At 37.9% G+C, this 24,077-nt stretch carries 20 protein-coding genes; 3 read left to right on the forward strand and 17 right to left on the reverse strand.

From position 1 onward, the window contains the following. Window positions 1-392: 392 nt before the first annotated feature. From serS to FC37_RS02865, 3 genes are all read right to left on the reverse strand, one after another. Window positions 393-1,700, reverse strand: coding sequence for a serine--tRNA ligase (gene serS / locus FC37_RS02855; protein ID WP_025006307.1), 1,308 nt, complete (start codon window positions 1,698-1,700; stop codon window positions 393-395). A gap of 225 nt (window positions 1,701-1,925) precedes the next feature. Then, complete coding sequence (locus FC37_RS02860; RefSeq protein WP_025006306.1) at window positions 1,926-2,477, reverse strand: GNAT family N-acetyltransferase; 552 nt, start codon at window positions 2,475-2,477, stop codon at window positions 1,926-1,928. Continuing rightward, the gene (locus FC37_RS02865; protein WP_025006305.1) at window positions 2,477-3,085 is read right to left on the reverse strand and encodes a TVP38/TMEM64 family protein; all 609 of its coding nucleotides are present in this window, start codon (window positions 3,083-3,085) and stop codon (window positions 2,477-2,479) included. Before FC37_RS02865 ends, FC37_RS02860 begins: the two co-directional genes overlap by 1 nt. Window positions 3,086-3,214: 129 nt before the next feature. Between FC37_RS02865 and FC37_RS02870 the strand changes: the two genes are divergently transcribed. The 3 genes from FC37_RS02870 (at window position 3,215) to FC37_RS02880 (ending at window position 6,337) form a co-directional block, all read left to right on the forward strand. Then, window positions 3,215-4,009: an alpha/beta hydrolase family protein gene (locus tag FC37_RS02870; RefSeq protein WP_025006304.1), complete on the forward strand. Its 795-nt coding sequence runs from the start codon at window positions 3,215-3,217 to the stop codon at window positions 4,007-4,009. Between the two features lie 2 nt (window positions 4,010-4,011). Then, window positions 4,012-4,875 carry a helix-turn-helix domain-containing protein gene (locus FC37_RS02875; RefSeq protein ID WP_025006303.1) on the forward strand — a complete coding sequence of 288 codons (864 nt, stop codon included), beginning with the start codon at window positions 4,012-4,014 and terminating at the stop codon, window positions 4,873-4,875. A gap of 79 nt (window positions 4,876-4,954) precedes the next feature. Beyond that, window positions 4,955-6,337 (forward strand): NAD-dependent succinate-semialdehyde dehydrogenase, encoded by a 1,383-nt coding sequence (locus FC37_RS02880; protein ID WP_056945471.1) that lies wholly within the window; start codon window positions 4,955-4,957, stop codon window positions 6,335-6,337. Window positions 6,338-6,379: 42 nt separating this feature from the next. On the opposite strand, the gene FC37_RS02885 is transcribed toward FC37_RS02880, so the two are convergent. The 14 genes from FC37_RS02885 to FC37_RS02950 all read right to left on the reverse strand — a co-directional run bounded on the left by FC37_RS02885 (window position 6,380) and on the right by FC37_RS02950 (window position 23,854). After that, window positions 6,380-7,414, reverse strand: coding sequence for a zinc ribbon domain-containing protein (locus FC37_RS02885; RefSeq protein WP_025006302.1), 1,035 nt, complete (start codon window positions 7,412-7,414; stop codon window positions 6,380-6,382). A gap of 157 nt (window positions 7,415-7,571) precedes the next feature. Continuing rightward, the gene (locus FC37_RS02890; protein ID WP_025006301.1) at window positions 7,572-11,276 is read right to left on the reverse strand and encodes an MMPL family transporter; all 3,705 of its coding nucleotides are present in this window, start codon (window positions 11,274-11,276) and stop codon (window positions 7,572-7,574) included. 4 nt (window positions 11,277-11,280) lie between these two features. Beyond that, window positions 11,281-11,853, reverse strand: a complete 573-nt coding sequence (locus FC37_RS02895) for a TetR/AcrR family transcriptional regulator (protein ID WP_025006300.1) — start codon at window positions 11,851-11,853, stop codon at window positions 11,281-11,283. A 135-nt stretch (window positions 11,854-11,988) separates the two neighbouring features. After that, on the reverse strand, window positions 11,989-12,939 hold the full coding sequence (locus tag FC37_RS02900; RefSeq protein ID WP_025006299.1) for a serine hydrolase: 951 nt from the start codon (window positions 12,937-12,939) through the stop codon (window positions 11,989-11,991). Between the two features lie 12 nt (window positions 12,940-12,951). Beyond that, window positions 12,952-13,869: a magnesium transporter CorA family protein gene (locus tag FC37_RS02905; protein ID WP_056945472.1), complete on the reverse strand. Its 918-nt coding sequence runs from the start codon at window positions 13,867-13,869 to the stop codon at window positions 12,952-12,954. A gap of 136 nt (window positions 13,870-14,005) precedes the next feature. Continuing rightward, entirely contained in the window at window positions 14,006-15,310 is a 1,305-nt protein-coding gene (locus FC37_RS02910) for an extracellular solute-binding protein (RefSeq protein WP_056945473.1), read from the reverse strand. A 53-nt stretch (window positions 15,311-15,363) separates the two neighbouring features. Then, window positions 15,364-16,659: an MBL fold metallo-hydrolase gene (locus tag FC37_RS02915; protein ID WP_056945474.1), complete on the reverse strand. Its 1,296-nt coding sequence runs from the start codon at window positions 16,657-16,659 to the stop codon at window positions 15,364-15,366. Further along, the gene (locus FC37_RS02920; RefSeq protein ID WP_025006298.1) at window positions 16,643-17,467 is read right to left on the reverse strand and encodes a carbohydrate ABC transporter permease; all 825 of its coding nucleotides are present in this window, start codon (window positions 17,465-17,467) and stop codon (window positions 16,643-16,645) included. Before FC37_RS02920 ends, FC37_RS02915 begins: the two co-directional genes overlap by 17 nt. Window positions 17,468-17,470: 3 nt before the next feature. Continuing rightward, entirely contained in the window at window positions 17,471-18,337 is an 867-nt protein-coding gene (locus FC37_RS02925; RefSeq protein WP_025006297.1) for a carbohydrate ABC transporter permease, read from the reverse strand. Beyond that, window positions 18,337-19,422, reverse strand: a complete 1,086-nt coding sequence (locus FC37_RS02930; protein WP_025006296.1) for an ABC transporter ATP-binding protein — start codon at window positions 19,420-19,422, stop codon at window positions 18,337-18,339. The genes FC37_RS02925 and FC37_RS02930 overlap by 1 nt, the downstream gene beginning before the upstream one ends. A 254-nt stretch (window positions 19,423-19,676) precedes the next feature. Continuing rightward, complete coding sequence (locus FC37_RS02935; RefSeq protein WP_025006295.1) at window positions 19,677-21,104, reverse strand: C69 family dipeptidase; 1,428 nt, start codon at window positions 21,102-21,104, stop codon at window positions 19,677-19,679. 37 nt (window positions 21,105-21,141) lie between these two features. Beyond that, complete coding sequence (locus FC37_RS02940; protein WP_056945475.1) at window positions 21,142-21,999, reverse strand: DNA/RNA non-specific endonuclease; 858 nt, start codon at window positions 21,997-21,999, stop codon at window positions 21,142-21,144. A 92-nt stretch (window positions 22,000-22,091) separates the two neighbouring features. After that, on the reverse strand, window positions 22,092-23,045 hold the full coding sequence (locus FC37_RS02945) for an exonuclease domain-containing protein (protein WP_025006294.1): 954 nt from the start codon (window positions 23,043-23,045) through the stop codon (window positions 22,092-22,094). A gap of 8 nt (window positions 23,046-23,053) precedes the next feature. After that, a complete protein-coding gene (locus FC37_RS02950; RefSeq protein WP_025006293.1) occupies window positions 23,054-23,854 on the reverse strand; it encodes an SIR2 family NAD-dependent protein deacylase in 801 nt (266 codons plus the stop codon). Window positions 23,855-24,077 lie beyond the last annotated feature (223 nt).

Here is a 24,077-nt window from a genome sequence, read left to right on the forward strand (position 1 = left end):
CTTTTATATTTTATCAAATCTCAAATCCTTTGTCAAGAACTTTTTTGATTTGTTTTTTTCATCATCAGGCGATTTCTTTATCACCCGACGACAGTTAAATATATTACACGGTCAATCCTTATTCGTCAAATCCTAGTTTTTGTTCGAATTAAACATGAAACGCTAGGTAACGTTGTAACAATTACTATTTATATTGTCTTTTTCAAATCTCATATATCTTGTTAATTTAATTACTTTTCAAATAAATAGTTCGTCTTTTGCTGTATTTTAGTTTTAAATTCATCAAAATTTTTTCAAAAAAATTTTGATTTTTTGCATTTTTGCTATTTCAGGGCGAACAAAAAGACCCAAGAACGCTAATTCTTAGGCCTTTTTCTAATTATTTTCTTCTACTAAATCAAACTTGATTCTTTAGTAATCTTCTTCATACCATTCATGTATGGTACAAGAACATCAGGAACAGTTACTGAGCCATCTTCATTTTGGTAGTTTTCCAAAATTGCAGCTACTGCTCTACCTACAGCTAAACCAGAACCGTTCAAAGTGTGTGCTAAGTGAAGCTTGCCATCTTCGTCACGGTAACGAATTTGTGCACGACGAGCTTGGAAGTCAGTACAGTTAGAACAACTTGAAATTTCACGATACTTGTCTTGTGCAGGCATCCAAACTTCAAGGTCGTAAGTCTTTGCACTAGTGAAACTTGCATCCCCAGTTGACAAAGCAACTACGTGGTATGGCAAGCCCAACTTTTGCAATAAGTGTTCGGCATTGTGAGTTAACTTTTCAAGTTCATCCCATGACTCATCAGGCTTACATACCTTAACCATTTCAACCTTGCGGAATTCGTGCATTCTGATTAAACCACGAGTATCACGACCAGCTGAACCTGCTTCACTTCTAAATGCTGGTGATAAAGCAGTTACGTTGATTGGCAACTTGTTTTCATGAATGATTTCATTTCTAAAATAGTTTACCAAAGGAACTTCAGCAGTTGGAATCAAAGTCAAATCACGTGGCTTATCTGGATCGTCGTTATCTACGATAGTGTAAACATCTTCGTGGAATTTAGGGAATTGACCTGTACCTTGCATTGATGCATCGTTAACAAGGTATGGTGGAATAACTTCGGTGTAGCCATCCTTAGTGTTTTCATCAAGGAAGAAATTAAAGACAGCACGTTCCAAAAGTGCACCTGCACCAATGTAGTAAACAAAACGTGCACCTGAAACTTTAGAAGCACGATCCCAGTCTAAAATACCAAGGTCAGTACCAATGTCCCAGTGAGCTTTTGGCTTGAAGTTGAACTTAGTTGGTTCATCCCACTTACGAACTTCTTCGTTGTAGCTATCATCAGGGCCGATTGGATCTGAATCTGCTGGGAAGTTAGGCAATCTAAGCAAAATGTAGTTTTGCTTTTCAGTTAATTCAGCAACTTCTTTATCTAAATCCTTGATTTCCTTACCTACTTCACGCATAGCTTGAATAGCATCACTTGCGTCTTCTTTGTTGCGCTTCTTTTCAGCAATTTGCTTAGAAACGTCATTACGCTTAGCCTTTAATTGTTCACTCTTGGTTAAATCCTTACGACGCTTAGCATCGATTTCTACCAATTCATCCAATTCTTCTGGCTTAATGCCACGTGTAGCTAACTTTTTCTTTGACCAATCGAGATTCTCACGAATCACCTTAATATCAAGCATTAAAAAACCTCCATAATGCAAAAAAAGAGCCGACTCATCCCTTGCTTGGGACGAATCGGCTCTTACACAGCTTCGCGGTACCACCCATCTTCAGTCTAATATAGACTGCACCTCTTAATAGACGGATAACGACGCCAAACCGTGCAACTATTAATTGCCCATCTTAACGAAATCTGGAAACGACATCCATTCACTCGCACCAACCGTGAACTCTCTGAAGCAGTCTTAGGATTTCATGTTTGCGTCTATTTTAAGCCATTCTGCTTGTTTGAGCAAATAATATTTTTCTTGATACGAAAAAAGTGTACTAATCTGCGAATAATCTACGGTATAAACATACTGAAATCCTAGTTTTTCCAACAGTTTCTGCGACTTTTCATTATTTACAAAAGTGCCTGCCCAAATTTCTTTTTGTCGTTTCTTTTTAAAAGCATAATTTAAAATTAAACGCAGCGCTTCCGTCATATAACCATGGCCTTCAAAAGCTTGATCTAGCAAAAAGCCAACTTCTTTTGTTTTTAATAAGCCGCTTTGTTCATCTAAACCACGTTCATATAATTCAATCAAGCCAATCGTCTGATCATTTTGACGCAGACAAATAATATAGCTCTCTGGACGGGCCATATACTGCTCTACGCCCCGCTGGGCTTCTTCTATATTTTGATAATTCTCAAAGGCAGCCAGATTATGATAGCGGGCATTTCTGCCCCACTTCAATAATTGTTCTGCATCTTTTTCTTCAAATCTTCTTAAATATATTCTCTTTGATTCCAGCATTATTTACCCATCAACTTCAGCAGCCATTCGGCACCATACTGCAAGCCAAAGCTATAAGCAATAATTGTCCATGGCTTTCCTAAAACAATTATCCAAAAATAAGTCCAGAACTTCATTTTAGTTAAGCCCGCAAGCAAACAAAGCACATCATCAGGCGCAGCAGGTGCAACAATACAGATGGCAAAGAACCAATTAAACTTCTTCTGATTTTCAGTCCACTTCATATATTTGTCTAACGTTTTTTCCGACACAATATGCAAAATGAATGGACGACCATAGTGCCGTGCCAAAAAGAAGTTAATAATCGAACCAATACAAATTCCGACATAATTATAGATAAAACCGGCAATTGGTCCAAAAAAGACTACTCCGCCTAGTAGCGACACACCACCTGGAATAATAGGAATTACCACCTGAACAATCTGGATCAATACGAAAATAATCGGTCCCACAATTTGTTTATTGGCTAAATAAGCACGCATCTTATCTTGATCAGTAAATATCCCTAATCGATACCAATAGATGACCAACAGAATAATTACTAATCCGCAAACCACTGTAGCAATATTAATTAATTTTCGACTCGCCTTAGCTGACAAATGATGCATCTTTTTCGCCTTCTTTCAGAACTTTAATACACTAATTCTATCAAAAAACTAAAAAAGACTTTATTAACTTATCTGCTTTTTAATTAATATATAATATTCTTGATAGTACAAATGAAAGGAACACAAATCATGGTTGTCATTAAAAATAATATTATTTATGACGAGAATAAAAAATTAGGAGCTGATATCTACTACCCAAATGATACAACTTCTGAGACTAAAATTTTAATCTTTTGGCATGGTGGCGGCTGGTTCCGCGGAGATAAAAAAGACGTTAAAAAGATCGGCATTAATTTAGCTAATGCAGGTTTCATGACTTTTATTCCTAACTATAGCTTAGCTCCAGCTGCTCATTTCCCAGCTGCTCATGATGATGCACTTCATTTTGTCGATTGGCTATTAGACTCTGATTACACTGATAATGATGATATCAAAAATATAGTCCAGATCGGTGCTAGCGTCGGCGGGACAATGGCATTATACGTAGCTGGTAAGTATGGCTTTCCAACTGTAACTTGGTCTGCTCCTGTTGAATACACTAATTGGATTAAAAACCATCAGGAGGTTAAACCTTCACCACAAGCAAAAGAAGATTTTGGTATCACTGATCCTACTCAAATTAGAGCCTCCTTTTACAAATACTTCACTTTAACTTATACCGGCTCAGATAAATCTGATATTTTACAAAAGCTTGATGCTCAATCATATGATTTTTCTAATTTAAATAAATTAATGATGATTAACTCTGCAGATGAACTGACGCCATTATCCACTACGCTAGATTTTATTAAATTCTTAGCTAAGCAAAGTCATGGCGTTCAATTATTGGTTATTCCAGGACATGGTCATGCCATGGATTATAGTCAGGATTACATTGATGAATCCCTCGACTTTTTGTATCAAACAATTAAGAGACAAAAATAATGATAATCGATATTAAAAAATTCATTCAAATACGCAAAGCACAGAAACTATCACAAACTGATCTTTGTCATGGCATCTGTACGCAATCAACTTTAAGTAAATTTGAAAATAATGGGCAAGTACCTTCCCTAAAAATTCTCAATCAGTTATGCGATCGTCTGCACATTGAAGTTGGCTACATTATTAACCGTAGTGATGAGCAACGAATCACGCAGCTATTATTTGATGCAGATTTTGCATTTATTAACTTTGACTACACTAAAATTTTGAGCTTATTGTCCGAAGTTAGTGAAGATACGCTTAAACGTAAAGAAGATCAGGTACACTATCAATTTTTACGGGGACAATATGCTCTGAAAAGTGATCGCAACGAAATGAGTGCCTTGTTCTATTTCAATAATATTCTGACAACTAAAGATTTACCTAAAAACGATATCTATCGCTTGCTCGCACTCAATGGTTGTAGTCAGATTTATGCAAACCAAGGTGAAATGCAAAAAGCAGAGCATTATTACAGCCAAGTACTCAAAAATATAAAAAGCGTTGAAATCAACAATCCACTGACCACTTTGCATGCCCTTGCCATTTTATGCGATGCCAGTGAATTCTATGGTCAACGCGAAATGTACAAAGAATCTAATTCACTTTTGCGTTATGCCTACAAGATCGGAACTGAAAAACACGTAATTTTTTACATGGCAAGAATTCTTTTGCAACAAGGTGTCAATGATATAGCCCAAAATAAAAATAAAGAAATCATTAGCCAGCACTTGCATGACGCCTGTGCTTTTGCCCGTATCAACCGTAATAATATCACGCTAAACAAGGCTCGAAAGCTAATTAAAAATTTAGACGATGTAAAATAACTGAGTTTTTAGTGTAAACGTTTTATAATAAAAACAGAGCTTATGCGGATAAACTTTTAATTGAACGGGAGAAAATAAAATGTCTAAATATCAATCAATTAATCCATACACTAACGAAGAATTTGCTAGCTATGATAACCCTACTGCTGAGCAAGTAGAAGAAGCTATTAATCTAGCACATACTTTATACAAAAAATGGCGTCATGAAGACCCAAGTGAACGTGCTAAGTTTTTACATAAAATTGCTGATGCTTTTCGCGAGCACGAAGACGAATTAGCTAAGATGATGACCCTGGAAATGGGGAAAGTGCTGCGTGAATCAAAAGAAGAAGTCGAGTTATGTGCTTCTATTTGTGATTATTATGCCGATAACGCTGCTGCAATGCTTGAGCCTACTCCGATTAAAAGTGATTTAAGAAATGCATATTATCTAAAACAAGCTACTGGTGTAATCATGGCGTGTGAGCCATGGAACTTCCCAGTATATCAAGTTGTACGTATATTTGCTCCTAACTTCGTTGTGGGTAATCCAGTTTTACTTAAGCATGCTCATAATGTTCCAAGCTCAGCTGCGTTAATTGCTAAAATTATTAAAAGAGCTGGTGCACCAGAAGGAAGTTTGATTAATCTCTTTCTTAGCTATGATCAATTGGCAAATATTATTGCTGATCCACGCATTCAAGGTGTTGCCTTAACTGGTTCAGAGCGCGGCGGTAGTGCTGTAGCTGAAGAAGCTGGCAAGAACTTAAAGAAGTCTACAATGGAATTAGGCGGTAATGATGCCTTTATCGTACTAGATGATGCTGATCCAAAATTATTACGCAATGTTTTAAGGGATGCTAGAACTTATAATGGCGGTCAAGTATGTACTTCATCTAAGAGAATTATCGTTGAAAAATCCCGTTATGATGAAGTTCTAGACGACTTAAAGAGTATCTTCTCTGAATTAAAAGCTGGCGATCCACTTGATGATAGTACAACCCTGCCACCATTAAACTCACAAAGAACTAAGACCAAATTAGAAAAGCAGGTTCAATCAGCAATCGATGGCGGTGCTAAAGTCTTTTACCAATACCCAGAAATTGATGCTAAAGGTTCATTCTTTAGACCGATGATTTTAACTAATATTGATAAAAACAACCCTATCTTTGATCAAGAATTATTTGGCCCTGTTGCAGAGATCTATGTAGTTGAAGATGATGATGAAGCTATTGAATTAGCTAATGATTCAAGTTATGGCTTAGGCTCATCAGTTATTAGTAGTGATATTGAACGCGCTAAAAAAGTTGCTGCCCAAATCGAAACTGGAATGACGGTTATCAACGGTCGCTGGATTACTTCAGGTGAATTGCCATTTGGCGGTGTTAAAAAATCTGGCTATGGTCGTGAATTAAGCGACTTAGGCATGATGGCCTTTGTCAACGAACACTTAGTTATCGATGTTACTAAAAATAATCAATAATTGAATACACAAAAAAGGAGCAGATCGCTCCTTTTTTTCTTACTATTTTTCTTTTTTCTTAAATAAGTTATATCCAGATAAAGCCGTAGTTAACACACTTGATAAAATCAAGAAGTATGCAGATGCACCTAATGACACAGCATAAGTAATCAACTGACTGGTTAACTGACTCATGACGCCAGTTGCCGCACGACTAGAACTTGATAATTTGTAAATTAAATAGATTAAAAAGATCGTCTCAATCAGCGATAAAACAAAGGCTAAAACCTGACTAGCTCGCGTATTTTTCAATACGTTGTAAATAATAAAAATTGGGAACAGGAATAAAAATAGCCAAACTAGGTAAAGCACAATTGAATAAACAGATGTAGCACCAGATGACAATAGTCTTCCTGCCAAGCTAAAAATCACGTTAGAGATCGACATTTTTTGCGTATAACTGACAGCTGAAACAGCGGCACCTGAATCAGTAAAAAGTACAATCAAACTAATTAATGCTGTCAAAATAACTGATAGTTGCACATAGTTAAATCGATTCTGTCTTTGCTTTTTTATTTCACGCACCTGATTTTCAACGCGAGGATGGTTTTGTGCAAAAACTGCGTTACGTTTCTTTATTTGATCTTCACGTTTATCAACCCGATTGAAAACTTTAGATCCCATCTGATTAATTTTTTGCGTTAATCGTTTATCGGCTGTATATTGCTCGATCTTTTCCTGACGATCACAAACTATATAAAGCCAAATCATTAAGACTAAAAAACTAATCCAGCCGGCTGCTCTTGAAAAACTCATCAAAATTAACAGAAATACACCCAATAGAAAAACTATAGTTGCATTTTTTCTAACCCATGCGATCATCCGTTGAACAGTGGTATTTTGCTTTTCAGGATAAAATTCTTCCCGATATGCGGCACGGCTGATAATTTGTTGTCCCTCATCGTCAGATTCATATTTAGTCTTAATATGTTGATCTGTAAAAAAGTTATCACGGTACTTCTTTAAATTAAAACCACAATTTGGACAAATATTATCCTTTTCATTAATTGCTTGACCACAATTTGGACACGTAGTCATATAAAGCCCTCTCTTCTTGGTTCTTTAACAACAATTATAACATGCAGATGAAGGCAAATAGTGACGATATGAGCGGATTTTATTAGTAATTAATTATTCTTTACTTATGGACATAAAAAAGGCTCTACAGGATTTGTAGAGTCTTTTTCATTAATTATTATTTATTGTTTTTCTTAAACAACCTACCAAAGTTGACGCCTTCATAAGTCAATTTAACTGCGGCTGATAAAGTAATTGGCAAGATAAATACCAAGATTAACAAACCAACATCAACAGTTAAAGCAACTTCGATCAAGGTTGGAATACCTGATGGGATCAAGGCTGCAAAAGTACCACCCAAGATAATTGCAGCTGATACAACAACAGTACCGATAATAGCACATGCCTTCAAGATTCTTGAACTTGGAGTTGTGTAGCCCTCAGTCTCAAGTTCACGATAACGAGTCATGAGGAAGATACTGTAGTCAACACCTAAGGCAATCAACATGATAAAGCTGAAGAATGGTGTGTTCCATGAAAGCATGTCTCTACCAAGAACAGCCTTAACAATCCATTGGTTGATTGAAAGTGAGCAAAGGTATGCGATAAGCAAAGTACCAAGAATGTAAACTGGTTGAAGAAGTGAGTGAGTTACAAACATTAAGGCAATGCCGATACCGATTAACATGATTGCGGCAGTTCTAAGGAAGTCGCCACTAGCAACTGTCTTAGTATCCTTAATCTTTGAACTTTGACCACCCATAGCAACAGTAGCATTCTTAAGAGCAGTACCTTGGAAAGTCTTCTTAGCCATTGCGCTCAATTCTTGTGATTCGTTAGTAGCTTCAGTTGCACTTGGGTTTGAATCGAAAACTACGATAATTTGAGCTGACTTCTTGTCAGGGCTGAGGTATACATCCATTGACTTCTTGAACATTTCATTCTTCAAGAATTCCTTTGGAATGTAGAAGGTATCTGCTGCAGCGGATGAGCCTAAGCCCTTCAAGTAAGTTTCACCTTGACCTAAACCACTGTTTACAGTGTCAATACCAGTAGTAAGTTCTGGAACCTTAGCAGCTAACTTGCCAGCACCCATGCTGAGTTGGCCGGCACCACTGTTAAGTTGACCGATACCTGAGATAAGAGCTGGAGCTTGGCTTGCTAATTGACCAACACCTGAGTTAAGTTGACCTGCACCATTAGCAAGAGTACCAAGACCAGTGTTAAGAGTACCTGCACCGTTGGCAAGGGTACCTAAGCCTGATTGAAGTTGACCTGCACCACTGTTAAGTTGGCCAACTCCAGCGTTAAGACGACCTGCACCACTTGCAAGACTGCCAAGACCAGTACTCAAGCGACCTGCACCACTGTTAAGAGCAGCAGCACCTGAGTTAAGCTTGTTTGCACCGGCAACACCTGCACTAGCAGCTGATTGAACTTGACTTAAGCCTGAGCTTAATTGGTTCAAAGCAGTTGCGGCACCTGGAAGTGCTTGGTTTGAAGCTTGAGCTAAAGTATTCACTTGAGTCTTCAAACTTTGAAGTTGGGTCATCAAATCACTTTGTTGCATTGCAGCCATCGAGCCTTGCAAACCTTGAGCTGCTTGAGTTGCATTTTGCATAGCTGACTTTAACTTATCAGTATTAGCACTAGCTTGAGCCTTTTGAACAACTGATTGTACCGCTTGGGTTGCAGCTGCAGTTGCTGCTTGCTGAGCAGCTTGTTTTTGATCACTTGGAACGTCTTTCACAGCTGATTGAACTGCAGCACTAATTGCTAATTGAACATCTGCTTGACTTACAGATGAACCGACACTACCAGCAGCACTTTGCAACTCCTTCAAGCTGCTTTCTAATTGAGCAGCTTGTTTTTGTACAGCAGCTAAACCACTAGTTGCAGATGAAACGTCAACAGAGTTGCCTAAAGCAGCATTCAATTGTTGAATACCGCTGTTAATTTGTGGCAAAGCAGTTTGCAATGCAGCAAGTTGTTGCTTGTTTGATCCACTCAATTGGTTAGAAAGTTGTGTACTCAATTGTTGCAATTGGTTAGCCATTTGTTGGGTACCATTTTGCAAGGTCTTGGTACCAGCTTGTAAACTATTAGCACCATTTTGCAACTTGTTAGCACCGCTTTGTAAGCTGCTTGCACCACTTTGAAGTGCGTGAGTACCACTAGCCAAACGACCAGCACCAGTTTCAAGACGAGTAGCACCACTAACTAATTGATTTGAACCGTTTTGTAAACGAACGGCACCACTCTGTAATTGTTGAGCACCGTTTTGCAAACGACTAGTACCACCAACTAATTGTTGTGCACCACTTTGAAGACGACTAGTACCATCTTGAAGTTGATCTGCACCATCCTTCAAGCTGTTGGCACCATTAGCCACCTTGTTAGAACCTTTACTTAATTTACCCAAACCAGAACGAGCTTGATCAACACCGTCGTTAACAGTGTTCAATTGATTGTTTACATAAAGCATATCAATTGGTTCACCATATGGTTGAGTTACAGATGTCGCAAATGAAACATCTTTTGAGTTTTGAAGTTGCTTGGTCAATTGATCAATTAACTTCAAGTTTTCTTCATTATCTAAACGATGCTTACTCTTAATGTACAAGTATGATGGTTCAGCCATACCTTCTGAGAAGTGTTTTTGAACTACCAATAAACCTTGCTTAGATGGAACTGAATCTGCAATTTCATCAGTATCATCGTAATTCAAGTGTCCTGAGTACATTAACATGAATGGAACTACAACTACAGCCAATACAATTAAGTAAATAATTGGATGCTTTAATGTTGAAGCAGAAATTCCATGCCAAAGTTTATCATCGCTTTCACCAGTGAATTTCTTAACTGGCCAGAACATTTTCTTACCAAGAACTGCCATGAAGAATGGGTTGAGTGTTAAAAGCACTACCAAAAGTACTGCAACACCAACCGCTACACCTACGGCTGATTGGTAAACTGAGAACTTAGCTAAACTTAATGCGGTAAATCCGATTAAAATTGATGAACCAGAATACAGGATAGTCTTACCAGCTTTGAAAAGCGCATCATGTAAGGCTTTGTACTTGTCCATCCCTTTCCCTAGATTCTCTTTAAATTTATCATACAGCAAGATGTTGTAGTCGGTACCAATACCAAAGAGGACGATAACCATGAACACTTGTGTAAAGTTTGAGAATGGGAAATTAGCATGTTCAACTAAGTTTGTAACGATTGAGAAGGAAGTAAGGAATGATACCCCAACTGTCAATAATGAAATTAGCGGAACAATTGGTGACTTAAAGACAATTACCAAAACAATGAAAATAAATACAACGGTAATAGCTTCAGTCTTCTTAATTCCTTGCTGGATTGAAGCAGAGAAGTCATGTTGCAAAATATCAGCACCAGTTACATAAGTGCGAAGACCTTGCGTCTTGGCATCCCTGTTCATTTGATTATAAACTTCCTCAATCGTGCCATGACTCTTAGCGATATTAAACTGCGCTACCCAAGTCGTGTCATCTTTTGATTGAAGCTTCTTTCTCGTAGCAATATTGGAATCTGGAAGAAGTGAATCCTTAATTCCATACTTGTGTTTATCATTCGTAAACTTGTCAAGCGTATTGTTGATGGCTGCTTTATCAGCCTCCGTTAGCTTGCCGTGTTTCTTGTTAAAAACAAGTGCTACTTCATAGGTGTTCTTCTTTTTTGCACCCCAATTGTTTTTGATAGATTGTGCCACATTGCTTTGTACATTGCTTGGAAGTGTAATGTCCGAGTGGGCATTAGTCAGTTCCTTGATATTAGGCAAAGCAAAAATGGAAATTATCAATATCAAAACCCATGCAATTAAAGAAAAAACATGGTTTTTCAGAAATTTCTGCACTTTCCTATTTCCTTCCTATTTGTAATTCAGGTACTGGTTCTACAAGTCGCAGAATCATCTCATGATAATTACGATTAGATTCATCCTTTGTTTCATCAACAAATGAAGAAGAATTATCCAAAAAAACGTAACCCAATACAGCGCCAATTAAAGCATGGAACGAAATGGCACTTTCTTTTCTAAAATTAAGCCTCTCGCCCAATTTGATCAGATCCAAAATTTCTTGGCTAATTGCCGCATCCTTGGGATATTCATTCAAGTGATACAAAATGCTTGATAAAGCCTGGTCACTCAATAAAAAATCCCGCACCGTATCAGCAAACTTAAGCAATGCATCCCTGCCAGACAAGCCAATCAAGTCATCCATTAATTGATGCCGCAAAATTTTAATCTCCCTTGCACCAACTAAAGATAATAATTGCTTGCGACCAGATACATAATGATATAGCGACTGCGAGCGCACATTTAATGCCTTTGCCAAAGCTGGTAAAGTTGTAGCACTCAACCCCTTTTCACTAATCAACTTAGTTGCTTGATCAATTATTTTATCCAAATCAAGATTTCTCTTTTGTACCATAACGTCCCTCCTTTTCCTAGCATACTAGATAATATATCACTACAATTTGAAGATTACAATCTACAATGTGTAAATAAATGCTTTTTCTAATAAAAAAATAATGAAGCCCTTTTCAAGCTTCATTATCTTTATTTCTTATTTATGTTTTTTATCAAACCAGGTGTTAACATTCTTTTCTAACTTATTAAAGTTCTTATTGTTGCTGCTCCAAACAGCTATACAGTAATTTCCTCTGCCTTGAACAATTGCCGTAGCAAAATCATTATCACCTGTAGCATAGACACCACCAGTGATACCTTTAACCATCTTGATTCGCTCTTTTGACTTAGCTAAAGTACTCAAGACCCTGCTGGCATATTGTCGATTCAAGACCCGTCCTTGATAAAGACCAATCATGGTTTTAGCTAAATCATTAGCAGTAGTTTTACCATAATTATCGCCATTAAAGTTCTTGGCAATAGTAGTCTGGTCAGCTCCCATTCTTTTAGCAACTGATTCAATATTTTTAATGCCAATTTCTCTTATCAAAGCATTGGAAGCCGTCTTATTATTCTTCAACATAGCTTCACGCAAGTAGGCAAGGCCATAAGCCATATTAACTTGGAACATGCCATCGCCCTTAGCTTTATCTGCTTTTTTAATTTTAACAGCAGTTTTAGATCCCATCTTACCCTTTTGCTCTTGTTCATAAAGTGCAATCAACAAGAACAATTTCATGACATCTTTAGCGTCATGGGCTTTGGCAGTATTAGATACAACGGCATAGCGACTAGAATTATTCAAATCTTGCACGGCAACTTGATAACTATCATCAAGTCCCATCACATTCTTAATCAACTTAACCAGTTGTTTATTACTACCGCTTTTAGCCTTAATATGATTCGAGTATTCAATCGAATTAACTTTAGGTTCTTTAACCTTTTTTACTTTTGGCTCTTTAGTTTTCTTTTTGCTTTTCTTAACTTTGCTAGTTGTCGGTCCCACGATCTTCAATTGTGCATTTTCAACTCGTCGCATGTTGCTCGTATACAAGATGAATGCCAACAGAGTAGAAATAATCGAACCTACCAATATTTTATGTTTCATAAGATTTCCTCTTTAAAAGAAGTGATGCTTTTTCATCAAAACGACCAGCCAAACCATTAAGACGACCATCAAGACAATAATTAAAATCCAGTCAAACGAATTCTTTAAAATAGGTAAACTAACATTCATTCCGTAGAACCCTGTCAAAATAGTTGGAATCGTTAATACCAGTGACCAGACCGTCAAAAATTTCATGGTATCGTTCAAGTTATTGTTCATCATGTTATTTGAGGTAGCCGACAGCGTCTTGGTGACTTGTTGTGAAATCTGAACCATTTCTGCAGACTGGCTTGACTCAATGAGAACGTCATCAAGTCTTTCACGCGCATCTTTAGTAAAGTCTAATTTGCTATGGTCCAAACTGTGAAGCATCATCAAATCTGTCTGAATTGAACTGGATAAATAAACTAAACTTTTTTCAATATTAGATAATTCAACCAGATCTTTATTATTAATATCATCAGATAATTTCTGATCCAGACTATTACGCTCAACATCCAATTGAGTCACAGCACGCTGGAAATATTGTGATGAATAAAGGAAGAAGAGCATTAACAGCTCTGTTACATCTTTAGCCTCCGAAAGCCGTTCACGCATGTGTTCATCATTGAATTCATCAAAAACATAGCTAGTTGATTCCGTATGGAAAGTAAAGACATTTTCACCAACAACTAAGAAAGTGATTGGGTGTGAAGTGAAATGTTTAATTGTATTAGTTGGCCAAATAGGTACATCATAAACTAACAGGTGACTATGCGTATGCACATCATAGTCATAGTGAGGACGTTCGTGACGGTCGGAAATATAAGAAATAATATCCGGGGTAAAATTGAAGTCTCTTTGCAATTTCTCACTATCTTCTTCACTTAAGTTGTTGATGTCGTACCACTTATATTTTGTTGGTACGGGGAAATTTTGTTGTCTAATCAACCAGCTCACCTCTACTTTTTATTTGCTTCTTAAATGTTAACATTTTTTCTAAGCACATAGGAACTGCAAACTTATTATTTCCATCAAAAAAGCAGACCCAGCACGGTCTGCTTTTAACATTAATTGCTATTTAGTTTTATTGCTTCCAAGCAGCATCAAACTTTTGCTTACCAGCGTTAATTTGGCTGTTAACATTTTGACCCTTTTGTGCTGCGGACAAAATGTTTTGCATAATGCTATTCAATTGTTGGTATGCAGCGTTTGAGTTCTTTGAAACAGGAACACTGTACAAGTGCTTCATTGAGTCTTCAAGTTTAGCAGGAAGCTTGGTGCTCTTGTTGTTCTTGTATTCGTTTGAAGTTACAACGCTTTCGTTAACTGGAATGTAACCAGTGGCATTAGCCCACTTAAGTTGACTTGACTTAGATACCAAGAACTTAATGTACTTAAATGCGGCTGCCTTTTGATCGGCAGTTGCGTGGTTGAACATGTAAATGTCAGTACCTTGTTGCATAGTGTACTTGCCAGGACGTGGAGCAACGTCGTAAGTGAACTTGTTGCCTACACCTTGCTTAACGAAACCTTCACCTGCTGAAGTACCGATGAACATAGCAACCTTTTCGTTAGCAAATGGACCTGAAAGGTAGTGTTCTGAACCAGCTACTCTGAAGTAACCCTTCTTGATACCATCTGCGTAGTAGTTAATAACTTTCTTTGAAGCAGCACCACTGAAGTTAACCTTGTCTGAGAAGTTAACGCCTTCGTTCTTCAAGCCAAGAGTGTAGTAGTTTGAAAGTGAGTCAAAACCAGCACCTACAACCTTGTGGTTACTCTTCTTGTAAATAGTTTCTGACACTTGCTTAAGTTCGTCCATAGTGGTTGGAACTTTCTTAATGCCATACTTCTTGAACATGTCAGCGTTGTAAGTCAAGGTTTCGATTGACTTGTTAAACGGAATACCATATTGGGTACCCTTGATCTTAGCACCGTCAAGAAGTTCGGTTCTAATACCGGATGCCTTAGCACTACCCCAACCAACATTCTTGTTGTTGATGTATGGAGTCATGTTTACAAGCATCTTGTTTTGTGCAGCATTCCAAAGCCAGCCTGGATATGCTTGGGTGATAGTTGGCAAGTTATTTGGTGATTGCAAAGTTGAGTTAATCTTAGCTTGCAAATCATTGTAATCACCTTGGTTTTCCAACTTAACATTAATCTTTGGGTTCTTCTTTTCGAATTCGTTAGTCAATTGCTTCAAAGTAGAACCTTGTACACCAGGCATAGCGTTCCAAAAGACAACTGTAGTCTTCTTAGTAATCTTTGATGGAATCTTTTCTGATGAACTTGATGAAGAGTTGCTACCGCCATTTGAACAAGCGGCAGTTCCTACTAAGGCTAAAGCAGCAACGGCAGCCATAGCAAGTTTCTTACTAAACTTCATTTGGATAAATCCTCCTAAAAAATAAAACTAAACAACAATAATCTTTAATTTTACTAAAGCGTGGCTGTTTGACCACGTTTAGGTAAAATACGTTCTCCAAATGGATTCTCTTCCAGCTCCGGATGCAATGTGTGCACCGGTACCAAAATAGCTGGCTGAATCCCACCAATTATTTCTTTGAGTTCTTTTTCATCGGCGTGGCCTGAGCAACGCAATGCAATGAACTCAATTTTATTTTTAGCGAATTGCTCTACAAATGGCTTGTAGGCAGGGTCAAAGTCACCCAATGGCTCTGCATTTGAGTGGATGTAAAGGCCGCCCACTTGAAGCTTATCATAATCGCTTACAGCTTGCCACAAGTATTTATGATTATCCGCCAAAAGCTCGTCATAGCTGACTTCAAGCTCTGGATTCAAATCAGAATACTTCTTGTCTTCTGGCAAGTAGTAATATGGATAATCTTCGTTAAGACTGTCCTTAATCAAATGCGCACGCTTAGCATGCAAAACCACCTTACGTGGAGAATCAGAAACAATTCTAAGCAAACGCTCCACGTTAGTTGGGTAAGTGTTAAAGGTGATTTGGCGATCAGGGTTGGCGTTTTGCAAGCGAACGATTTTTTCAGTTAACTCGACTTCGTTCTTAGGACCAGTGAATTCTTTGCTGCTTTCATCGTGCTTTTCTTCTGGCCAAGAAACGCCAGTACCCTCAATGATCAACATATCGCTAGCTTTGGCCGCTTGCATGAAGGCACGAACCCAATCTGGGTGGTAGCCATGCAAACGAATATCACCAGTGTAGGCGATTTGCTTGTCCGGTGTCTTAACTAGTAAGCCAGTTGCACCGTAAGCATCGTGGTCACTAGGATATATTTCCAAGGTAATATCTCCCACCTTGATCGGTTTCTTATACTCAGCCGCAATGATTGGACGAGTGTAGTTCTTCTCGTGTCCAGCGGCTGGTAAAAGAAAGTCGCCATTTTCATTCAAAGCAGGAAGTAAATGAGCAGTAATTGGACCTGCATAAAGTGAAATTTCAGGTGCAAGCAAGTTTAGGGCCTTGCTGTGGTCCAAGTGTAAGTGTGAAATGTAAGCTGCAGAGTGTTCCCAGCGTTCAGTATCGATTGGCTTGCCCGTAATTTTTGGATCGTAAAAATTAGGCACATCTCCAATCAACTGATTTTTAATCAAAGTTTGGTAACTTTCATCTGGCAGCTTTAACTCAGGACGATATACTTCGCCTAAGTCAAACAGAACGTGTGACTTGTTATAAGCCACTTCGATCATTGGTCCACCAATTGTGGTTAAACCGTTATAAAAGGTAACGGTTGTTTTATCCTTTAAGGTCATTACGTACTACTCCTCGAATAATTCGCTTTCTAAAGATGAAGTATAAGATCAAGATTGGCAAAACGGTTAATGTAGCAGCTGCTAATTGCAATTGCGTTTCGCTACCTGCATCTGAGGCAAATGAAGTTAAACCGTTGTTCAACAGTCTCATGCTGTCTTCATTGGTTACCAATAATGGCCATAGGAATGAATTCCAGCCTGAAATGAAGCTCAAAAGCGCTACAGTGAACAAACCACCTTTAGACATTGGTACCAAAATTCTCCAGATGTATTCCCAGTCGCTAGCCCCGTCAATCATCGCAGCCTTGTAGATGGTTTGTGAAATTGAGCCGAAGTAGCTTTGTAAGTAGTACATGTAGAAAATTGAAGTCAAGAATGGTAATACCAAACCGATGTAGGTGTTAAGTAAGCCTATTCTGGCAATGGTGTTGTAGTTAGTGAAGATGATTGCTTCACCTGGCACCATCAAGAGTGACAAAAGAACGACTTGTACAACGCCCTTACCCTTGAACTTCAAGTTAACCATGGCAAAAGCACCAAGAAGTGCGTTAAACAAACTTACGATAGTCGTTACACTAGCCGTAATAAAGGTGTTTAAAAAGTAACGAGCAAATGGTGCTTGGGCAAAGACCTTAGCATAGTTTGACCATTCAAAGTGCTTAGGAATTAATGTTGGCGGAATCGTTGTCGTTTCTCTAAAACTCATTAGTCCGCCCAAAATCATGTAAACAAATGGAAAGACAGTAATAATCGCAAAGATTGCTAAAACGATGTAAGCAACTAAAGTACCCCAACGAATCTTCTTCATTTTTTACCGTCCCCCAATCTTTTTCATCATCTTACGTTGTAAGAAGGTTACGAACATAATGATGAGGAATAAAATTACCGTTGCGGCCATCGCTACACCTGGCGTACCTACAATTTGGAATTTGTTATAAATGTAAAACACTGCCGTTGTAGCTGAGTTTCCGACACCTGCTTGTCCGTTGAACAATGCATATACGGAAGTATAAATCTTGAATGCCGCAATAATGTTCATCGTCAATAAGAAGGCGATCGTTGGTACAAGTTGTGGCATAGTAATACGCCAGAACCTTTCGGTACCGGTTGCGCCGTACATATCGGCAATAGTGTAGTAGTTTGGATCAATGTTACGAAGAGCACCCATCAAGATAACGATGTTAAAGGCAAGTGATGTCCAAACACCAAAGATAATGATGGTTGTCAGTGACATTGATGGATCATCAATCCAGTTAGGAGCTGGCAAATGAAGTGCTCTTAATAGGAAGTTAAGCATCCCGTATTCACCATTAAAGATGTAACGGAACACGATGCCAATCGCAATGGTTGAAGTAACGTAAGGCATAAAGAAAGTCGTTTCAAAGAATGACTTGTGCTTTACCTTACTGAAAATAAACCATGCGAGCATGATTGAAATAGCTAATGCTACAGGCACCGAAATTAGCGCATAAAGAATAGTGTTTCTAATTGCGCGCCAAAATTCGGGATCACTAAAGATGTATTGATAGTTGCTAAAGCCAGTCCAGTTCAAATTGATTAATGGACCGCTTTGGAAACTCATTACAAATGCCCGTAAAATTGGGTAAATACTAAAGAAAGTAACAAAAATGATTGTTGGCGCTAAAAAAAGCCAAGCCTTCTTTTGATTGCTCCTCATTAGTAGACACGCTCTCCTTCCTTAGTAAAGAGGAATACGCGATCAAGGCGCATCTTTAAGTTAACGTTGTCTCCCCTCTTAATTGGGGTTTCAAGGTCAACAAGTGAACGAGCTTGAACGCCATCATGAGTAAATTTCAAAATACGTTCACGGCCGATCAATTCAACGTCGTCGATCTTAGCTGAAACATGGCCAGTTTCGGCTGGCAAAATATTTTCAGGGCGAACAGATAATGTGTATTCGCCATTAGTCAAGTCACGCTTGAAGCGACTTTTATCTAAATCATCTACATTAATTTCAAAGTCTGAGCCGGTAATCTTGCCGTCTTTGACATTAACCTTGAAGTTATCGATTACTGGGTTACCAACGAAGTTAGCAACGAAGTAGTTATTTGGTTCAAGGTAGAAGTTTTGACCCATATCGTCTTGTTGGATCACACCATTGTTGAAGAGGATGATTTTATCACCAATGGATAAGGCTTCTTCTTGGTCGTGGGTAACAAATAAAGTAGTGATGCCCACTTTCTTAACCAAGTTACGGATTTCTTCACGAATCTTCAAACGAAGACGTGCATCAAGGTTACTCAATGGTTCGTCCATGAGCAAAATCTTAGGTTGTTGCACCAAGGCACGAGCAATTGCGACACGCTGTTGTTGACCACCTGACAAGTTACCTGGCTTTTGGTCGGCAAGTTCAGTGATTTGAGTGGTTTCCATGTACTTTTCTGCAATCTCCTTAGCCTTGTCTTTAGGCATCTTTTGCTTGCCCACAGTTAAAGGAAACATAACATTTTGAAGGACTGTCATGTGTGGGTATAAAGCGTAGTTCTGGAAAACGTAGCCGATTTGACGATCTTTAGGAGCTACGTTTACGACAGACTTGCTATCAAAGAGAATATCGCCGCTGGTTGGGTTAAGTAAACCAGCAAGCATGTTCAAAATAGTTGTCTTACCACAACCTGAAGGGCCAAGCAAACAAACAAGGTCGCCTTTCTTAACTGAGAAGCTAACGTCCTTGATTGCTTCGTGACCATTGTCGTAAACCTTTTTAAGGTTCTTTACTTCAACAAATTTATCATCATTCATAAGTTTCACACACCACTATATATTGATTTAAGTTTATAAATTTCTCTATTAATTCTAAGCTAAAAGGGCAAAAAGCACAAATGATTCAGTTAAAAAATTCGTGGTTTCTCAGTGTTGATGAAATAAATTTCTCTCAGTATTCGGATTTTGTTCGTATTCAAGCCTTTGCGTTATAATATTTTATTTTTTTGTTCGTGTTTTCTAAATGTTGTGGTACACAACAAAAAAGGTCATGGTTGAACATGACCTATTTTTTATAAATTATCTCCGCGTTCGAATTGATATTTAGAGCTGTTTAATGCTTGTCTTACCAAATCACTCATTAACTTCTTAGTCTTCTTGGTAATCACACCAGCAGTCTCATCATTGGCATTAGTCAAGTACTTGATCAATTCTGTATCTTCAAGATCTTTAGCTTTTTCATCAATAGCGTCAACACGGCTAATAGCATAACTTTGGCAATCGTCACGGTAAGCATTTACTTCATAAATGTATTGGTGGTAACGTGGTTCAACGATTACTTGCAAAGTCTTGTAAAGCCAGTAAGCACTGCTATCAGGATCAACCATGTGCTCGGCAACCTTGTAGTTAAGTGGCGTATCTTCGATGTTGGTATAGAAAGGAACATATGGTGAGTATGCGTAAAAGCCCATGTTGATCCATTGAATAGCAGCCATCTTAGTTGGAACATCGTTTCTGATTTGCAAGATGCTTGATTCTTGGTTTCTGTCTAATGCGATTGAACGAAACATCTTTTGTTCTTTTTCAGTGCCGGATGAGAAAGTATCCATTGGATCATATGGGGTGCCGTTGTAGTGACTAGTCAAAAATCTTTGCACGTCTTCAACGCCAATCTTCTTTTCAGGAACGCGAGTAAATGGCATTTCTTGGCTAGTTGGATCTTGTTCAATACTTGGGTTAAACAACTTTTGACCATACCAGGTTCTTGGGGTGTTGTAGAAAGCATCAGCTTCATCCTTAGTGCCAAAAATATCTCTAAATGAGAAACTGCCATCAGTACTATTATTCAAATGATTCTTCTCAACGAATTCTTGAATACCTTCTGAATACATAAAGTTGTCTGGATCATCAAAATCAACGTGTTGAATCACCATAATGTTAGGACAAATTGCGTAAGAATCATCTGGCACACGAGCAGCTACCCATTGGTGACCTGCACCAGTTTCAAGGTACCAAACTTCTTTATTATCTGAAAAAGCAATTCCGTTAGTTTCACCAGTACCATATTTTTCAATTAAACGGCCTAAGCGTAATACCCCTTCACGCGCAGTCTTAACAAATGGCAAGGTGATATAAACCATTGAATCTTCATTAATACCATCTTCAACGAGTGGGTCATGGCCTAAGCAACGTGCATTAGTTGCTTCAGTTTCGGTAGCTGACATGGCAACGTTATATTCGTTAATACCTTGTTCATCCCAACGACCTTCTGAACCGTCTGCAGTTGGAGCAGCAGTCCACTTGCAGCCATCACCTTCAAGATGCATCTTAAAGCCATTGTATTTTGAAACGTAGTCTTCATCATAGTGGCGTGCTTTGTTGACAACAAAAAGCTTTTCATTGATGCCGCCGTAACCATCTTCGTCACGAGCAATCATAGTTGAGCCATCAATTGAAGCATCTTTACCAACAAGCATCGCGGTACAGTTATCTTTTTTCATGCATGTACTTCCTTTTTTAATCTATATTCAAATTTTGCTATTCATTAACCTGAATTTGTTGATTAACTTTAGCCCTGCCATTATTATAGTTGAATTCATAGCCAGGTTGCACGTTATAAAGATAAACATTGAAATTTAATGAGCCATCAGTAGAAACAGCTTGTAGATTTACCCCTCGTGCCATTAGTTCATTGCCCCTAAAAATTGCGGTTGCCTGGTAAATTACCCGCTTATTTTGACGTAATGCTTTACGCACCTTTGCTTCAAAAATTGTCTGAATTTTTTGATTAGAAAAAGCAGACTGAGTAAACAAATTCTTAGGGTTATTCTGATCACCTGACTGATTACGCGGATTGTAATTACCATCTTGATCAATACCAGCTGAAACAGAATAAGCAATTAAGTGGCCGCGATTATAAATTTGTGTGCCATTTCTACGATTATAGTGCCAGCCAGTGGGCTCTACAAATTGCCGTACTCTCAAACTATCATTAGCCACATTGCGCTTTTCTAAAAATGCAGTGTTAGGGCGAGAGGTTCGGTTAAGTGAATCAAGATTAGAATAAATTACACGATTAACCTTCCATGAATTTTTCACTAAAGTTGAGCGGTTGTGATTCACTACAGTAAAAGCTTTATCTCCGCTCTTAAAATTCAAATTAGCTAACTTTTTATAATCAACATCAGACAATCCGCCATAAGCCTTATTCGCTTTAGAAGCATCCCCAATCGTATTGGTTACATGCTGTTCATCATGATTGCCGGTAAAATCTTTCAAAAATTGACTACCACTTGGATCGCCGCCAGCTTTAGTAAAAAGTCCCCATGCGATTGCTATCAGAACAATAACTGATGACAGAACTGTCCCCTGTTTTTTACGTTTTCTTCTTGCCATAAAAATCCTCCATTTATTAAGAAATAATACTAATTCAAACATCAGTTTGCAATAGAACAAAAGAAAAAAGCCATCTTTTTTCAAGATAGCTTTTAACTACGAGCCCAATCATCAAGCATTGATAAAAAGAAACTCTCTGATAAACGCTTAATCTTAGCCCCATCTTTAATCAATAAACGCGCTCTATTCAAGTCATCATTATCTTTTCTAAAGAAATCATGATCACCCATAATCAAATAATTCGTAGTATTTTCTACATTTTGATCAAGTTGACCACCCATATTGTTAATCATTTTTTCCGCATCGTGCTGATACATGTGTAAATTACCAGATAAAACAATATTTTTATCTTGAACAGGATTACGGAACCCAAGTTGGTAACAATCAACTTCATCCCCAGTTAAATCGACATTCTTAATTTTGCCAATTGCCTGCTCTAATAAATCCTCCGTAAAATGCTGATTAAAGTCGTTATACACCTTAATTGTATCAAGAGAATCTGCCAAGCCGTGGTGCTGTTCTACTTGAGCAATTCCCGCACGCTGCATGCAGTCAATCAAACGATTATGCTGGCGCGGATAATATACTCTTGCTAGGCGAAGCACATCGACATAATCATTATTTAAAACTGGCAAGTTGTACTTTTGACTAAGATCATATAAGAAGTTCAAGTCAAAGTTAACATTATAACCAATAATGATGTCATCACTGATAAACTCACGAAATTCCTTAATTGCCTGTTCTGCAGGAATTCCTTCATTAACTAACTGTTCTTCAGTAATTCCGTTTAATTTAGTAATAAAAGCAGGAACTTTATTATTTTTAGAGAATTTTACTAAATTAGTGTATTGATCAACAATTTGACCATTTCTCACTTTTACCCCACCCAGTTCGGTAATCCGATCACGGAAAGGACTAAGACCAGTTGTTTCAATATCAAGCATTGTGTAATTAGACAAAAAGTCTGGTTTTTCTTGTCCCTTTTGCCGGAGTTTATCTTGTGCACCATCTACATGCAAAACCCCGTTTTTTACGTAAATACTCATCGTTCACCCTATTTAGTTAAATTCATCAACATATCACGCGAGCTAGTTGCAAAGCCTGCTGATCTCTTCTTCAAATCATCTGGCATGTCTTCATCAGCCAAATCAGCTGCTACATACTTCCAATTTGGAAATTGTTCTACCAATTTAACCATTGGATCAAGAAGCTGTGGACTAGTCTCATCGACGCCAAGCTCTAAAACTACAACTTTCTTGTCTTCATTACCAGTTAAAAACCAACGAAAACGAGTATTAGCATCTGTATCAGGGAAGAAGTTAGCATTAAGCGGCATGTGCAACTCCATTGGACTGTTGCAATCTTCACATTTTGGCACTTCACCTTCACTCACTAAAAATTTTTTGACTACTTCACGATCATCTTTTTGTCCATGGTTAATACCACTAGAACATTGCATTCTGGTCCAATCGCCAAAGACATTGAAAATGTGATTCTCATTAAAACCAGCATTTTCAAAAAAGTGAGCAAAAGTACTAGTTGCAATAAAGTATTCCTTATCTTGCAAAAGTTTCTTTAAAGCTTGCATCGTTTCACCAGGTTCGTATTGAAGAGAATATTCATTCACCAATTCACTCCAAAAACCCCATTGTTCACTCCAAGATTCGAATTTCTTATCAAGGGCATCCCCAATTGTATGCACATCGTATTTGTCGGCAATTTTGCCAAACTGGTCATCGAAGTTTTCTTCACTTAAGATGTCCAATCCTTCTTCTTTAGCCATGCCATTACCTGCAGTAACGATCACTGCATCCGCATCTTTAATCCATTCTTTTACCTTAGTAAAATCTGCCATCTTTATCTCTTTTCTTATTTAGAATAACCGGTCAAACGTAATTGTCCATCGATGTATTCACCTAAGAACACATCATTGATTCCATTATAACCTGCAGCTTGTACTTCTTGCTCAAGCCATGCTTTTCATCCTGATTTTCTTATTCTTCAACTTTTTTGTTTAATTCTACCATAATAAACATTCTAAGCTAAATAGTGAATTAGTTATCCGACGGGATAATTGA

It is taken from the genome of Lactobacillus gallinarum DSM 10532 = JCM 2011 (assembly GCF_001434975.1).
In the GTDB taxonomy this organism is placed as follows: Bacteria; Bacillota; Bacilli; order Lactobacillales; family Lactobacillaceae; genus Lactobacillus; species Lactobacillus gallinarum.

What these genes read in the sequence shown, in the direction of transcription:
- FC37_RS02870 (WP_025006304.1), top strand. Translation starts at nt 3,215, where the DNA reads ATGGTTGTCATTAAAAATAATATTATTTATGACGAGAATAAAAAATTA.
- FC37_RS02920 (WP_025006298.1), bottom strand. Translation starts at nt 17,467, where the DNA reads ATGAAGAAGATTCGTTGGGGTACTTTAGTTGCTTACATCGTTTTAGCA.
- FC37_RS02900 (WP_025006299.1), bottom strand. Translation starts at nt 12,939, where the DNA reads ATGAAACATAAAATATTGGTAGGTTCGATTATTTCTACTCTGTTGGCA.
- FC37_RS02945 (WP_025006294.1), bottom strand. Translation starts at nt 23,045, where the DNA reads ATGAGTATTTACGTAAAAAACGGGGTTTTGCATGTAGATGGTGCACAA.
- FC37_RS02880 (WP_056945471.1), top strand. Translation starts at nt 4,955, where the DNA reads ATGTCTAAATATCAATCAATTAATCCATACACTAACGAAGAATTTGCT.
- FC37_RS02935 (WP_025006295.1), bottom strand. Translation starts at nt 21,104, where the DNA reads ATGAAAAAAGATAACTGTACCGCGATGCTTGTTGGTAAAGATGCTTCA.
- FC37_RS02885 (WP_025006302.1), bottom strand. Translation starts at nt 7,414, where the DNA reads ATGACTACGTGTCCAAATTGTGGTCAAGCAATTAATGAAAAGGATAAT.
- FC37_RS02950 (WP_025006293.1), bottom strand. Translation starts at nt 23,854, where the DNA reads ATGGCAGATTTTACTAAGGTAAAAGAATGGATTAAAGATGCGGATGCA.
- FC37_RS02925 (WP_025006297.1), bottom strand. Translation starts at nt 18,337, where the DNA reads ATGAGGAGCAATCAAAAGAAGGCTTGGCTTTTTTTAGCGCCAACAATC.
- FC37_RS02865 (WP_025006305.1), bottom strand. Translation starts at nt 3,085, where the DNA reads ATGCATCATTTGTCAGCTAAGGCGAGTCGAAAATTAATTAATATTGCT.
- FC37_RS02895 (WP_025006300.1), bottom strand. Translation starts at nt 11,853, where the DNA reads ATGGTACAAAAGAGAAATCTTGATTTGGATAAAATAATTGATCAAGCA.
- FC37_RS02910 (WP_056945473.1), bottom strand. Translation starts at nt 15,310, where the DNA reads ATGAAGTTTAGTAAGAAACTTGCTATGGCTGCCGTTGCTGCTTTAGCC.
- FC37_RS02860 (WP_025006306.1), bottom strand. Translation starts at nt 2,477, where the DNA reads ATGCTGGAATCAAAGAGAATATATTTAAGAAGATTTGAAGAAAAAGAT.
- FC37_RS02930 (WP_025006296.1), bottom strand. Translation starts at nt 19,422, where the DNA reads ATGAATGATGATAAATTTGTTGAAGTAAAGAACCTTAAAAAGGTTTAC.
- serS (WP_025006307.1), bottom strand. Translation starts at nt 1,700, where the DNA reads ATGCTTGATATTAAGGTGATTCGTGAGAATCTCGATTGGTCAAAGAAA.
- FC37_RS02915 (WP_056945474.1), bottom strand. Translation starts at nt 16,659, where the DNA reads ATGACCTTAAAGGATAAAACAACCGTTACCTTTTATAACGGTTTAACC.
- FC37_RS02940 (WP_056945475.1), bottom strand. Translation starts at nt 21,999, where the DNA reads ATGGCAAGAAGAAAACGTAAAAAACAGGGGACAGTTCTGTCATCAGTT.